We start from the raw sequence: 13,475 nt of genomic DNA on the forward strand, positions 1-13,475 counted from the left end.
GAATTTTGCAGGAAGCTTGGATATGTGTCAACACCATTTCACACATTTTTTTCTGCACCCATTTCCGCGTCCATATCCAGATGCAGCAGCAGGCTGCGCATCGGCGGCGAGAGCTTTTCCCAGTCTGCAAACGCGGCGCACAGTCGGCGCTGTGCCCATGCGTTGCCGAGTGCAACGGCGACGATGCCGGTGGCCCGTCGGTGCTGCCGTGCGATCGTGCGTGGCGCGATGCCCACGCCGATGCCATGGCCCACCATCGTGCACAGGCCTTCGAAGGTCTTCATGCGGATGCGCACGTCGAGCGTGCGTCCGGCCTCTGCCGCCAGTTCTTCGATATAGGTCTGCAGTGCGTTGCCGTCGGCCAGCGCGACGAAGGTCTCGCCCAGCACATCGCTGAAGTCGAGCGAGCGCCGCGCGGCGAAGCGATGGCCGGCCGGCAGCAGCATCATCAGCGGGTCTTCCGCAACCACATGGCGGCGCAGCCCATCGGCGGGGACGGCGTCACTGATGATGCCGGCCTCTGCCTGGCCGGCGCGGATCGCACGCACGACTTCATTGCTGGTGCGTTCGTGCAGTTCCACGCGCAGGCGAGGGCGTTCGGCCAGCCATGGGGCCAGTCGTGCGGGCAGGTAGCTGGTCAATGCCGCAGTGTTGGCATACAGGTGCAGCGTACCGCGCGCGCCGTGGGCGAAGGCCTGCAGTTCGCCGCGCAGCTGTGCCTGCTGCTGAAGGATCAGGCGCGCGTGATGGGCCAGTGCGGCGCCCGCTTCGGTGAGGCTGACGCCGCGCGGGTGACGGGTCAGCAGCGCGGTGCCGGCGTCGGTTTCGATCGCGCGCAGGCGTTCGCTGGCCGAGCCCAGTGCCAGATTCGCCTCTACGGCGCCGGCGGTGATGCTTCCGGCGTCGGCCACCGCCAGGAACAGGCGCAGATCGGCAATGTCCAGACGCATGTCATGACCTCGCATCGTAGTCGTTGCCTTCGGAGCAGCCGAAGGACAGGGCGGGAATGCCGCATTGTGCGCTGAAGTGCCGCCGGCTCCAATGAAGGCATGAACGAAACGATCTACTTCTATGGGTTGCTGGTGGGGGTGTTCCTGTTGGCCGGGCTGGTCAAGGGCGTGACCGGCATGGGCCTGCCGACCGTGGCGATGGGGCTGCTGGGCGGCGCGTTGTCGCCGGTTGCGGCGGCCTCGATGCTGTTCATTCCCACCTTTGTCACCAATGCCTGGCAGCTGCTGTCCGGTCCATCGGTGGGGCAGATCGTGCGGCGGCTGTGGCCGATGATGCTGGCGGTGGTGATCGCTACGCTCGGTGCCGCCGCGTTGCTGGTGCGGGTGGATCGTGATGTGTCGCGTGCCGCGTTGGGCGTGGCGCTGGTGGTCTACGCCGGGTACGCGTTGCTGGCGCCGGTGTTGCGGGTGCCGGCTCGGCGCGAGCGCTGGCTCGGACCACTGGTGGGCGCGATGTCCGGCGTGGTGACCGGCGCAACCGGCGTGTTCGTGATGCCGGCGGTGCCCTACCTGCAGTCGCTGGGGTTGCAGCGCGACGAGCTGGTGCAGGCGCTGGGGCTTGCATTCACGGTGTCCACCATTTCGCTGACCACAGGCTTGGTGCTGCATGGTGCGTTCGGCGTGCAGCAGCTCGGCCTGAGCGCGTTGGCGGTGGTGCCGTCGCTGGCCGGGATGTGGCTGGGGCAAGTGATCCGCCAGCGCATCAGTGCGCGGGTATTCCGTGCCTGCTTCCTCGGCTTCCTGTTGCTGCTTGGCCTGGAGCTGGTGCTGCGTTCGTGCTGGTGATGCCGGCTGGAGGCCAGACAAGAAAAAACCCGCTTTCGCGGGTGTTTTTCATTCTCGACATGGTGCCCAGGAGAGGACTCGAACCTCCACGAAGTTGCCCCCGCTAGCACCTGAAGCTAGTGCGTCTACCAATTCCGCCACCTGGGCGTCGAGGAGGAGAATTATGCGGTGCCGTGACGGAGGTGTCAACACCCTTGTGAAACTCCCGCGTCGGTCGCGCTCTGCATATCCACGCCATGCGTGGATGGGTGCCGAACCCGGATCGCAGGCAAAAAAAATCCCCGCCGAAGCGAGGAGTTTTTTCGTTGGTGCCCAGAAGAGGACTCGAACCTCCACGGTTTTACCCGCTAGTACCTGAAACTAGTGCGTCTACCAATTCCGCCATCTGGGCGTTCCAGAGGCGCAATTGTGAAGATGAACCGGGGGGCTGTCAACGATTTCCCGAAAATTCTTAATGGGGATGCTTCAACCGGTTTGCTGACCCGTTCTGCACGCCCGCAACGGCTACCATGGAGGGCGATGACTACCAAAAAACCAAGCAAGGGCGGGAGCAAGTCCCGCAGTGAAGCCCCCAACAAGGGTGCCAAGGCCGGCCCGGCCCGCAACAACAAGCCAGGCAAGCCGTTGCCGGGCTGGCTCCCCACACTGGCCGAAGGTGGCGCACCGCCGTCTGGTCGAAGCCGCCGCAACGCAGAGGCACCGGCCCCCGCGCCGGGCCGCAAGCTGCCGCCGACGGGCAAGGTGATCGACGATCCCTATGCGTCCCGCGAAGCAGAAAAGTACGAACAACCCATCGCCAGCCGCGAGGCCATCCTGGCCCTGCTGGAGCGCTGCGAAGGGCCGCAGACCGCTGAAGAACTCGGTGCGCGCCTGGGCCTGACCGCACCGGACCGTGCCGAAGCGCTGTCGCGCCGGCTCGGCGCGATGGTCCGCGATGGCCAGCTGGTGCAGAACCGCCGCGGCGGTTTCGCGCCCATCCAGACCTTGAATCTGGTCACCGGCGTGGTGATCGCCAATCCGGAAGGGTTCGGCTTCCTGCGCCCGGTTGAAGGCGGCGACGACCTGTTCCTGCCGCCGTACGAAATGCGCAAGGTGATGCACGGCGACAAGGTGTTGGCCCGTGTCACCGGCATCGATCACCGCGGCCGTCGCGAAGGCAGCATCGCCCGTGTGCTTGAGCGCGGCATGACGCGCCTGATCGGCCGCTTCAGCGTCGAGATGGGCATCAACTACGTGGTGCCCGATGACAAGCGCATCCAGCGCAACGTGCAGGTACCGCCGGACCAGACCGGCGGCGCGCGCGATGGCCAGCTGGTCGTCTGCGAACTGACCCAGGCACCGGACAGCCGCCGCCCGCCGATCGGCCGCATCATCGCCGTGCTCGGCGACAAGCTGACCGCATCGCTGGTGGTGGAGACTGCGATTCACGGCCATGAGCTGCCGTTCGAGTTCCCGCAGGAGGTGCTGGACGAAGCCGCCTCGGTGCCGCTGGTGGTCGAGCCGGCGATGATCGGTGACCGCGTCGACCTGCGCAGCACGCCGCTGGTCACCATCGATGGCGAGGACGCCAAGGACTTCGACGACGCGGTGTACTGCGAGCCGAACGCCGATGGCTTCCGCCTGGTGGTCGCCATTGCCGACGTCTCCAACTATGTCCGTCCCGGCACGCCGCTGGATGATGAAGCGCAGAAGCGCGCCACCTCGGTGTACTTCCCGGGCTTCGTGGTGCCGATGCTGCCGGAAACGCTGTCCAACGGCATCTGCTCGCTGATGCCGAAGGTCGATCGCATGTGCTTTGTCTGCGACATGCAGATCGACCGCGAAGGCGTCGTCACCCACTCGCGCTTCTACGAAGCGGTGATGAATTCGCACGCGCGCCTGACCTACACCCAGGTGTGGCAGGCGGTAGGCGAGGATGATGCCGGTGCGAAGGCGTTCATCGGCGACCTGCTGCCGCAGGTGCAGCGCTTGCACCAACTGTATAAGGTGCTGTCCAAGGCGCGCACCAAGCGTGGCGCGATCGAGTTTGAAAGCAGCGAAGTCCGCTTCGTGCTCGACAATCGCGGCGAAGTCACCCAGGCCGGCATGCTGGTGCGCAACGATGCGCACAAGCTGATCGAAGAATGCATGATCGCGGCCAACGTGGAGGCGGCGAAGTATCTGTTGTCGCGCCATGTGCCGGCGCCTTACCGCGTGCATGAGAAGCCGCCGGAGACCAAGTACGCCGATCTGCTGGAATTCCTCAAGGAGTTCAAGCTGAGCCTGCCGCCGTGGTCGAAGGTGCGCCCGGGCGATTACACCAAGCTGCTGAAGAAGATCCGCGACCGTCCCGATGCCACGCTGCTGGAATCGGTGCTGCTGCGCAGCCAGAGCCTGGCCGTGTACAGCCCCGACAACAATGGTCACTTCGGCCTGGCGCTGGAGGCGTACGCGCACTTCACCTCACCGATCCGTCGTTACCCGGATCTGCTGGTGCATCGTGCGATCAAGCATGCGCTGTCGGGCAAGCCGCTGGACAAGTTCACCTACAACGCCCGCGAGATGGCCGCATTGGCTCTGCAGTGCTCTGAGCGTGAGCGTCGTGCCGATGAAGCCGAGCGCGAGGTGGATGAGCGTTACCGCGCGGCGTGGATGGAAAAGCACGTGGGTGGCCAGTTCGACGGCGTGATCAGCGGCGTGACCAGCTTCGGCCTGTTCGTGGAGCTGGCCGACTCGAAGGTACAGGGCCTGGTGCACGTGACCCAGTTGCCGCAGGACTATTACAAGTTCGACGCGACCCGCAAGACGTTGACCGGCGAGCGCCGTGGCAGCAGTTACCGCCTGGGGGACCAGGTGCGCATCCTAGTGCTGAAGGCCAGCATGGAAGAGCGCAAGATCGACTTCCGTCTGGTCGAGCACAAGGGCGAGGAAGAGGTGGCAAGCCCGGCCCCGTTGCCCGAGCGCGGCAAGCCGGCCAAGCGCACGAAAAAGAAGTATTGAAAGGTGTGCCGACCAACGGTCGGCACCCACCTCGCCCGGTAGGTGCAAACCAACGGTCGGCACCCACCTCGCCCGGTAGGTGCCAGCCAACGGTCGGCACCCACCTCACCCGGTAGGTGCCAACCGTTGGTTGGCACGACGTTTCGGAGGAACGCAGCCATGCAGGGCCAACCCGAATACAGCGGCGGCTGCCAGTGCGGTGCAATCCGCTTCCAGGTGCGTGGCGAGCTGACCGACAGTTCGATCTGCCACTGCCGGATGTGCCAGAAGGCCTTCGGCGCGTACTACGCGCCGCTGGTCTCGGTGCGCGGCGTGCAGTTCAGCTGGACCCGCGGCCAACCGCGTTATTTCCAGTCGTCCAACGTCGTGCGGCGCGGGTTCTGCGCCGACTGCGGCACGCCGTTGACCTACGAAGCACCCGATGGCGTGGCGGTGGCCGCCGGTGCCTTCGATCAGCCTGAGCGCCTGCCGCCGACCATCCAGTATGGCGTCGAGCGCAAGCTGCCCTTCGTTGACGGGCTGGGCAGGCTGCCGGCACGCCGCACCGAGGAAGATGTCGCCGCGCTGGAGTTCCTGGCCACGATCGTGTCCCACCAGCACCCCGACCACGACACCCCGCACTGGCCCCCACGCAGCCGTTCGGCCGAAGGGTGAACGGCAGGTAGCGCCGGGCCATGCCCGGCGAGCGCGAAGCGCGGCCGCCCCTGATGCTCTACCATAGCCACCCCCTTTCCGGTCCTGCCCGCATGAGCAAGAACAGCCAGTGGATCGTCGGCGTCAACGCCGTCGCCTCCTCCATCGAGAACGACGCCGAGAACGTCCGCGAAGTGCTGGTCGAGGCCGGTGCGAAGAACCCGCGCCTGACCGAGATCGAGGAAAACGCCCGCCGCAAGGGCATCGACGTGCGCAAGGTCAACAGCCAGGCGCTGGACGGCGTGGGCGGTTCGGTGCGCCACCAGGGCGTGGCCGCGCGTTATGCCGCCGCCCGCACCTACAACGAGAACGAGCTGGAAGGCCTGGTCACCGCTGCGGAAGGCAAGGCGCTGCTGCTGGTGCTGGACGAGGTGCAGGACCCGCACAACCTCGGCGCCTGCCTGCGCTCGGCCGCTGCGGCCGGTGCCACCGCCGTGATCATCCCCAAGGACAAGTCGGCCACGGTCAACGCCACCGTGCGCAAGACTTCGGCCGGCGCCGCCGACCGCATCCCGGTGGTGGCGGTGACCAACCTGTCGCGCTGCCTGAAGGACCTGCAGAAGCAGGGCGTCTGGATCTACGGCCTGGCCGGTGAGGCCACCGCGTCGCTGTACCAGCTGGACCTGAAGGGCAACATCGCCCTGGTGCTGGGCGGCGAAGCCGATGGCCTGCGCCGCCTGACCCGCGAGAACTGCGACGGTCTGGTCAAGATTCCGATGCCGGGCGAGATCGAGAGCCTGAACGTTTCGGTCGCTGCCGGCGTCAGCCTGTTCGAGGTCGTGCGCCAGCGCGGTTGATCAGGCAACCGTCCCTGTAGAGCCGAGCCCACGCTCGGCTGCCGCGCACCGCGCGGCACCGGCATCGAGACGAAAAGCAGCCGAGCGTGGGCTCGGCTCTACAGAAGAAGAAGTCACCCTGCGCTGCCACCCAGTGCCTTGAACAGCGTCACGTCGTTGTTCAACTGGCTCTGCCGCACCCGCGCCAGTGACAGTTCCGCATCGCGCCGGGTCTGCTGTGCTTCCAGCCAGGTGCGCAGGTCGGTGGCGCCCACGCGATAGCGCACTTCCTGCGCGCGCTCCACTTCCACCGCTTCGTCGTAAGACGCCTGCGAGGCGGTCACCTGGCGCAGCAGCTGCTCACGGGCGGACAGGGCGTTGTCCACCTCCGACAGCGCGGTGTACAGCGTCTTGCGGAAGTTGGTGGCAGCGATCTGGTAGTTGGTACCGGCCACGTCCGTATCCAGCTGCGCGCGCTGCAGGTTGAGGAAAGGCAGCGACAGGCCAGCCCCGAGCGTCGCCACCGGATTGCGCAGTACATCGCCCAGCGAGGTCGCGCTGGAACCCAGGCTGCCGGTAAGACTCAATGCCGGGTAGTACTGGGTAGCGGTCACCCGGATCGTCTTCAGGCTGTTGCGCAGCCGCAGTCCGGCTGCGCGCAGGTCGGGCCGGCGGCCGAGCAGGTCGGCCGGCAGGCCTTCGGCAATGGTCGGGCTCTGCGCCTCCAGCAGGTTCTGCGGTTCGTCCTGCTGCGGCCACGGCGTGCCATCCAGCAGCACGGTCAGCGCATTGCGCACTTCCACCCGCTGTTGCTCCAGCGCGCTCTGCGCCGAACGCTGCGACTGCAGGTTCTGCAGTGCCTGGCGTACTTCCAGCCGCGATACCGCACCGGCATCGAAGCGTGCCTGCACCAGTTCATGCGTGCGTTGCAGCCGCTCGAGGTTGGCCTGGCCGGTGGCGATGGACTGGTTGAGGTAGGCCAGTGCCCAGTACTGGTTGATGACATCGCCGATCACCAGCAGGGCGGTGTTCTGCCGATCTTCTTCGCTGGCGTCTGCCTCCCAACGGGCGATGTCGCGCTGGGTGCGCAGGCGGCCCCACAGGTCTATTTCCCACCCCAGCGACACACCGGTGGAATAGCTGCGGCGCCAGTCGTCGGCCTGGTCGGTGGCGCGGCTGCCACTGCCGCTTACGCCGGACGACGAAGGCTGCGGCCACAGCGCGTTGCTGGCCAGCCCGGCCTGCAGGCGTGCACGCTGCACGGCCAGACCGGCAGCGCCGAGGTCGCTGTTGGCGGTCAATGCCTGCGCGACCAGGCGATCCAGGCGCTCATCGCCGAAGCCGGTCCACCAGCTGTCCTGGCGGATGTCGCGGGCCGGAGTGTCCAAGCCGCTGCGTGGGTCGTCGGCCGGCGCGTTGAGGGTCGCATCGCCACGACCATAGGTCGCGGCAACGCTGGGGTCTTCAACCGGATAGCGGCCTACCGAAGCGCAGGCGGAGAGTGCGAGCAGCACGGCGCCGGCCAGCAGCAGGCGCGAGGGAACGGGAAACGGCAGTCGGGTCATCATCTTCATTCGCGGGCCAGGGCCTCCACCGGGTCGAGCTGGGCGGCACTGCGTGCCGGCAGGAAGCCGAACGCCACACCGATCAGGGTTGAACAGGCGAAGGCGGCAATGATGGAAGCGGTGGAGAACAGCACCTGGAAATCGCTGGCGAAACGGCCGATCAACACACCCATCAGCAGTGCCAGGCCGATGCCGAGCAAGCCGCCGAGCAGGCACACCAGCACCGCTTCGATCAGGAACTGCTGGCGGATGTCGCTCTGCCGCGCCCCCACCGCCATGCGCACGCCGATCTCGCGGGTACGCTCGGTGACCGAGACCAGCATGATGTTCATCACGCCGATGCCACCGACCAGCAGCGCGATGGCGGCAATGGCGCCGATCAGCAGGGTCATCGTGCGCGTGGTCTGTTCGATGGTGTCGCGGATCTCGGCGCTGTTGCTGAGGAAGAAGTCCTCGGTGCCGTGGCGCATGGTCAGCAACCGGGTGATCGCTTCCTGCGCCGCATCCATCGGCGTTTCATCGTTCACCCGCACGGTGATGCTGGAAACGTGGCTCTGCCCGAGCATGCGCGACATCACCGTGGTGTAGGGCACGAACACGCTCAGGCTGGTGCTGCCGCCGAAACCGAAGCTCTGTTTCTTGGCCACGCCGACCACGCGCACCGGCACATTGCCAAGCAGGATCACCTGGCCGATCGGGTCGCTGTCGGGGAAGAACTGGGTCCTGGTGTTCTCATCGATCACCGCCACCTGGCCGAGTCCCTTCACCGCATCGGTGTCGAAGAAGCTGCCGCTGAGCAGGCTCACGCCCTTCACCCGGAAGTACTGCTCGCCGACGCCGCTGATCTGCGCGGTGGCTGACTGGTTGCGGTAGCGCGCGGTGACCGAACTGGACACGCTGGGGGTGGCGCTGTCGACGTAGCTCTGCCGCGACAGGGCATCGGCATCGCTGGCCTTGAGGGTCTGCACCCGCGCCGAGCGCATGTCGCCGAATCCGCGACCGGGGTAGACGTCGATGGTGTTGGTACCCAGTGCGCTGATGTTCTGCAGGATCTGCTGCTGCGAGCCGTTGCCCAGTGCCACCACCGATACCACCGAAGCGATGCCGATGATGATGCCGAGCATGGTCAGGAAGGTGCGCAGGCGGTGGGCGTTCATTGCCAGCAGGGCCATCCGGAACGCTTCGGTGAAGCGGTCGCGGGCAGCCTGCCAGCTGCTGCCGTGGGCGACGCCGGCGCTCGGTTCGCGTTGCGCACGGTAGCTGGGCGCGGCCGGATTGGCGCGGTCGGCGATGATCTCGCCGTCGCGGATCTCGATGATGCGTTGTGCGTGCTCGGCCACGCTCATGTCGTGGGTGACGATGATGATGGTATGGCCTTCGGCATGCAGCTCGCCGAGGATGGCCATCACCTCTTCGCCGGATTTCGTGTCCAGGGCGCCGGTCGGTTCGTCGGCCAGGATCACCTCGCCACCGTTCATCAGCGCACGCGCGATCGACACGCGTTGCTGCTGGCCACCGGACAGCTGCCCGGGCTTGTGGTGCATACGGTCGGCGAGGCCCAGACGCTGCAGCAGCTGCTCGGCACGCGCGGTGCGCACCGGGCCGGGGCTGCCGGCATAGACCGCCGGCACGGCCACATTGCCGCGCGCGTCGAGATCGCCCAGCAGGTGGTAGCGCTGGAAGATGAAACCGAAGTGCTCGCGGCGCAGCTCGGCCAGCTCGTCGGGTGCCATTTTCCCGGTCTCGCGGCCCGCTACCTGGTAGCTGCCACGGGTCGGGCGGTCCAGGCAGCCGAGGATGTTCATCAGCGTGGACTTGCCCGAACCGGACTGGCCGACAATGGCCACCATCTCACCGGCATGGATGTCCAGGTTGACGTCGCGCAACACGGCGATGACGTCTTCGCCGGCCGGGAATTCGCGTCGCAGGTCGCGCAGGCGCAGCAGCGGCGCCGTCGTGCTCATCGGCGCCCCATGCCCGGGCCGCCGACCCGCATCTGCATGCCGCCGCGGTTGCCGCCGCCAGCGGCTGCCGCAGCGCCGCCTTCGCCGACCACCACACGCTCGCCTTCCTTCAGGCCGGACAGGACCTCGACGTTGGCGCCGTTGTTGATGCCGACCTTGACCTTGCGTGGCTGCGGCTGGCCCTTGTCATCGACCACCCGCACGATGCGCTCGCCATCGCGCGACTTCGGACCCAGTGCAACGGCCGGCACCATCAGCACGCCCTTGGCCTGCTTGAGCAGCACCGATACCTGCGCGGTCATGTCGATGCGCAGGGTGCCATCGGGGTTTTCCACATCGAACAACGCGTTGTAGTAGACCGCGCTGCTGGAGCTGGAACTGGACGAGCTGCTGGAACTGGACGAGCTCTCGTTGGCGATCGACGCCGGCGCCGGATTGATCTGCCGCAGCGTGGCGTGGTACTTGCGGTCCGGGTCGCCCAGCGTGGTGAAGTACACCGGCATGCCGGCCTTGATCTTGACCACGTCGGCCTCGGAGACCTCTGCGTTGACGGTCACCACATCCAGCCGTGCCAGCATCACGATGGTCGGCGCAGTCTGGTTGGCGTTAACCGTGCGGCCTTCCTCGGCCACCACCGCCACCACGGTGCCATCCATCGGCGCGACGATGCGGGTGTAGGCCAGGTTGGCACGGGCGGTGCCTAGTTCGGTTTCGCGGCCCTTGATCTGCGCTTCGTAGGATTGCAGCTGCGCACGCGCGGTCTTCAGCTGGGCCTCGGCGGCATCGTATTCCTGGCGCGAGGTGGCTTCGGCCGCCAGCATCTGCTGCTGGCGTGCGAACTCCAGCTCGGCCTGGCGCAGGGTCGCCTGCTGCACCGCGCGCTGGGCGGTCACCTGGTCCAGCGAGGCCTGTGCATTGAGCACCTGGTTCTGCTGAGTGGTGGCGTCGATCTCGGCGATCAGGTCGCCTTCCTTCACCGTATCGCCCAGCTGCACCTTCAGCGATTTGATCTGGCCGGAGGCCTGCGCACCGACGCTGACCAGCTTGTAGGCGTCGATCACGCCGGTAGCCTCTACCGTCTGCTCGATGTCGCCGCGGCTGACCGGGGTGGTCGCCAGGGCCGGTGCGGCCGGCTTGCGCAGCAGCCACCAGGCGGAAACGGCGGCGATCAGGACAAGCAGGGCGATCAACATCAGGCGACCCTTGCGGGTCGCGGGCAACAGGCGGGAGATCACGTGGCGGCTTCACTCTGGGGGCCGCAGTGGCGGCGTTGGTGGGCATTGTGAAGATCGAGCGACGCTGTGCTCAATCCTCGGGGTGTGTCTCTATGTAACACTGTCGCCGAGACTGCGTATCAGCAGGTATCCCGCACTGCGGGGGATACAGTGGTACGTATTGGCCTGGATGCGGTTCAGCTGCCGACACGGGATGATTCGCGACATGGAGACTGAAAACCCGATGCACCGTTTGCTGATCGTCGATGACGACAACGATATCCGCACCCTGCTGGCCGAGCAGCTTGGCCGCGCTGGCTACCAGGTCAGCACCGCCGCCGATGGCACCAGCATGCGCCAGCTGCTGGAACGCGAACACGTGGACCTGATCGTGCTCGACCTCAACCTGCCACGCGAAGATGGCCTGACCCTGTGCCGCGACCTCCGCGCGCGCTCGAACACGCCGGTGATCATGCTCACCGCGCGCGCCGAGCCGATCGACCGCGTGCTCGGCCTGGAAATGGGTGCAGACGACTACCTGGCCAAGCCGTTCGAACCGCGCGAACTGCTGGCACGCATCCGCAACGTGCTGCGTCGTACCGAAGCGCTGCCGGCCAACCTGGAACCGCTGGCGGTGCGCCGTGCGCGTTTCTCGCGCTGGATTTTCGACCTGGAGCATCGCCACCTGGTCGACCCGGACGGGCGCGTGGTGGTGCTGTCCGGCGCCGAGTTCCGCCTGCTGCGGGTGTTCATCGCACATGCCAACAAGGTGCTCTCGCGCGAGCAGCTGGTGGCCCTCAGCAGCGGCCGCAACTATGAAGCGCAGGACCGCGCCATCGACCTGCAGGTCAGCCGGCTGCGCAACAAGCTGGCCGATGACGGTGGCCCCGATGGCCTGATCAAGACCGTGCGCAATGAAGGCTATGTGCTGGCCTCGGCCGTCAACCTGGAATAAGCCGCGATGAATCGCCTGCGCCACTTCCTGTCCTCGATGGTCGGACGGCTGTTCGTGATCCTGCTGCTGGGGATGAGCGTGGCCGCGATCGGCGCGACCATGCTGGCCAGTTCCAAGCGGCAGCAGGAATTCGAGCGGCAGAACCTGAACCGCATTGCCGACCGGCTGCAGGGCTACATCAACCTGCTGGACGGCAACCCGGAACTGCGCGAGCGGCTGTTGGAGATCGGTGGCCCCAGCGTGCGCGCACTGCAGCCCGGCGCGCGCATCGGGCGCGCCGACAAGGCGCTGATGGAAGTGCTGGAGGACCGCCCCGGCCCGGTGTCACGGGCACATGTGCACTTCGCCTCGTTCCGTTCGTGCATTCCCAAGCTGCAGGACCTGCTGCCACCGCCGCCGCCGGGCCACCGCAAGCCGCCACGCGAACGCGATCCCACCTTCATCCCACCCAAGTGCCGGGCGGTGGACGTGGTGCTCAACGACGGCACGCTGCTGAAGCTCGCCCTGGATTCACCGGCGATCGCGCACAACGGCATCCTCGCCGTGGACCCGCTGTTCCTGACCCTGCTGGTGCTGGCCATTGCCGTGCTGGCGTATGTGGTCGCACGCATGGCCAGTGCGCCGCTGCAGGAGCTGGCGGCCGCTGCCGAGGACCTGGGCGATGACCTGCAGCGGGCGCCATTGCCGCTGCGCGGGCCACGCGAGGTGCAGCGCGCCGCCGAGGCCTTCAATGCCATGCAGCATCGGCTGCAGCGTCACCTGGCCGAACGTACGCAGATGCTGGCCGCGATCACCCACGACCTGCAGACGCCGCTGACCCGGCTGCGCCTGCGCCTGGAAAACGTGACCGACGAGACCTTGCGCGAGCGCCTGATCGGCGATCTGGCAGCGATGCAGGCACTGGTACGCGAGGGCCTGGAACTGGCCCGCAGTGCGGAGAGTGCCGAACAGCGCGCCGCGCTGGACCTGGATTCGCTGCTGGAGAGCATCGTCGAGGACACTGCCGAGGACGGTGCCGACGTCGTCTTCGAAGGCCGCAGCGGCGCGGTGCTGATGCTGCGCCCGTTGGCGATGCATCGCTTGTTCTCCAACCTGGTGGACAACGCGGTGATGTACGCGCAACGCGCCCGGGTACGTGTCGAGCGCGGCGAGGGCACGATCACGGTGGTCATCGCCGATGATGGCCCGGGGCTGGCGGATGACCAGCTGGAAGCGGTGTTCGACCCGTTCGTGCGGGTGGAGACCTCACGTTCGCGCGAGACCGGCGGTGCCGGCCTGGGCCTGACCATCGCCCGCGCGCTGGCCGAAAAGGACGGCGGGCGGTTGTGGCTGCGCAACCGCCCCGAAGGCGGGCTGGAAGCAGTGGTGCAGTGGTCGACCAGCGCCGAGGCCCGGTAGCAGCGACGATCCCCGACCCGGTTGCGCCGGGCAGGCCCGGTCGCGGTGACGCCAATGGTGGGGTTTGCCCTATCATCTGCGTACTTCCCCATTCTTCGTCCGATGAGCCTGCCTGTTCCTGCCGGCATGCCGCCC

The 13,475-nt window shown here is 66.9% G+C and carries 10 protein-coding genes and 2 tRNA genes; 6 read left to right on the forward strand and 6 right to left on the reverse strand.

Annotated elements, in window-relative coordinates; genetic code table 11:
• Positions 1 to 38: 38 nt before the first annotated feature.
• Positions 39 to 950 carry a LysR substrate-binding domain-containing protein gene (locus CR156_RS04350; RefSeq protein ID WP_100552033.1) on the reverse strand — a complete coding sequence of 304 codons (912 nt, stop codon included), beginning with the start codon at positions 948 to 950 and terminating at the stop codon, positions 39 to 41.
• Positions 951 to 1,049: 99 nt separating this feature from the next.
• Here CR156_RS04350 and CR156_RS04355 point away from each other — a divergent pair, with 99 nt between their 5' ends.
• Positions 1,050 to 1,796: a sulfite exporter TauE/SafE family protein gene (locus CR156_RS04355; RefSeq protein WP_100552034.1), complete on the forward strand. Its 747-nt coding sequence runs from the start codon at positions 1,050 to 1,052 to the stop codon at positions 1,794 to 1,796.
• Between the two features lie 60 nt (positions 1,797 to 1,856).
• On the opposite strand, the gene CR156_RS04360 is transcribed toward CR156_RS04355, so the two are convergent.
• Together CR156_RS04360 and CR156_RS04365 are read right to left on the reverse strand one after the other, a co-directional pair.
• A tRNA-Leu gene (locus CR156_RS04360) sits at positions 1,857 to 1,943 on the reverse strand.
• A gap of 159 nt (positions 1,944 to 2,102) precedes the next feature.
• Positions 2,103 to 2,187: transfer RNA gene (locus CR156_RS04365), tRNA-Leu, on the reverse strand.
• A 23-nt stretch (positions 2,188 to 2,210) separates the two neighbouring features.
• Here CR156_RS04365 and rnr point away from each other — a divergent pair.
• From rnr to rlmB, 3 genes are all read left to right on the forward strand, one after another.
• A complete protein-coding gene (rnr, locus tag CR156_RS04370; RefSeq protein ID WP_409349540.1) occupies positions 2,211 to 4,775 on the forward strand; it encodes a ribonuclease R in 2,565 nt (854 codons plus the stop codon).
• A gap of 159 nt (positions 4,776 to 4,934) precedes the next feature.
• Positions 4,935 to 5,429, forward strand: a complete 495-nt coding sequence (locus CR156_RS04375; RefSeq protein ID WP_100552036.1) for a GFA family protein — start codon at positions 4,935 to 4,937, stop codon at positions 5,427 to 5,429.
• Positions 5,430 to 5,521: 92 nt separating this feature from the next.
• Positions 5,522 to 6,265: a 23S rRNA (guanosine(2251)-2'-O)-methyltransferase RlmB gene (gene rlmB / locus CR156_RS04380; protein WP_089239900.1), complete on the forward strand. Its 744-nt coding sequence runs from the start codon at positions 5,522 to 5,524 to the stop codon at positions 6,263 to 6,265.
• 113 nt (positions 6,266 to 6,378) lie between these two features.
• Here rlmB and CR156_RS04385 read toward each other — a convergent pair whose 3' ends face one another.
• From CR156_RS04385 to CR156_RS04395, 3 genes are read right to left on the reverse strand one after another with little or no spacing between them, the layout of a single operon-like run.
• On the reverse strand, positions 6,379 to 7,818 hold the full coding sequence (locus CR156_RS04385) for a TolC family protein (protein ID WP_100552037.1): 1,440 nt from the start codon (positions 7,816 to 7,818) through the stop codon (positions 6,379 to 6,381).
• Positions 7,815 to 9,773 carry a MacB family efflux pump subunit gene (locus tag CR156_RS04390; RefSeq protein ID WP_100552038.1) on the reverse strand — a complete coding sequence of 653 codons (1,959 nt, stop codon included), beginning with the start codon at positions 9,771 to 9,773 and terminating at the stop codon, positions 7,815 to 7,817. The genes CR156_RS04385 and CR156_RS04390 overlap by 4 nt, the downstream gene beginning before the upstream one ends.
• Positions 9,770 to 11,008 carry an efflux RND transporter periplasmic adaptor subunit gene (locus CR156_RS04395; protein ID WP_089239906.1) on the reverse strand — a complete coding sequence of 413 codons (1,239 nt, stop codon included), beginning with the start codon at positions 11,006 to 11,008 and terminating at the stop codon, positions 9,770 to 9,772. Before CR156_RS04395 ends, CR156_RS04390 begins: the two co-directional genes overlap by 4 nt.
• 205 nt (positions 11,009 to 11,213) lie before the next feature.
• Between CR156_RS04395 and CR156_RS04400 the strand changes: the two genes are divergently transcribed.
• On the forward strand, positions 11,214 to 11,942 hold the full coding sequence (locus CR156_RS04400) for a response regulator (protein ID WP_025875399.1): 729 nt from the start codon (positions 11,214 to 11,216) through the stop codon (positions 11,940 to 11,942).
• 6 nt (positions 11,943 to 11,948) lie between these two features.
• On the forward strand, positions 11,949 to 13,340 hold the full coding sequence (locus tag CR156_RS04405; RefSeq protein WP_100552039.1) for an ATP-binding protein: 1,392 nt from the start codon (positions 11,949 to 11,951) through the stop codon (positions 13,338 to 13,340).
• Positions 13,341 to 13,475 lie beyond the last annotated feature (135 nt).

Origin of the sequence: Stenotrophomonas lactitubi (assembly GCF_002803515.1) — a bacterium.
Taxonomy (GTDB): Bacteria; Pseudomonadota; Gammaproteobacteria; order Xanthomonadales; family Xanthomonadaceae; genus Stenotrophomonas; species Stenotrophomonas lactitubi.

Coding starts and splice junctions, on each gene's coding strand:
- CR156_RS04405 (WP_100552039.1), top strand. CDS start 11,949: ATGAATCGCCTGCGCCACTTCCTGTCCTCGATGGTCGGACGGCTGTTC.
- rlmB (WP_089239900.1), top strand. CDS start 5,522: ATGAGCAAGAACAGCCAGTGGATCGTCGGCGTCAACGCCGTCGCCTCC.
- CR156_RS04350 (WP_100552033.1), bottom strand. CDS start 950: ATGCGTCTGGACATTGCCGATCTGCGCCTGTTCCTGGCGGTGGCCGAC.
- CR156_RS04355 (WP_100552034.1), top strand. CDS start 1,050: ATGAACGAAACGATCTACTTCTATGGGTTGCTGGTGGGGGTGTTCCTG.
- CR156_RS04375 (WP_100552036.1), top strand. CDS start 4,935: ATGCAGGGCCAACCCGAATACAGCGGCGGCTGCCAGTGCGGTGCAATC.
- rnr (WP_409349540.1), top strand. CDS start 2,211: ATGAACCGGGGGGCTGTCAACGATTTCCCGAAAATTCTTAATGGGGAT.
- CR156_RS04390 (WP_100552038.1), bottom strand. CDS start 9,773: ATGAGCACGACGGCGCCGCTGCTGCGCCTGCGCGACCTGCGACGCGAA.
- CR156_RS04400 (WP_025875399.1), top strand. CDS start 11,214: ATGGAGACTGAAAACCCGATGCACCGTTTGCTGATCGTCGATGACGAC.
- CR156_RS04385 (WP_100552037.1), bottom strand. CDS start 7,818: ATGAAGATGATGACCCGACTGCCGTTTCCCGTTCCCTCGCGCCTGCTG.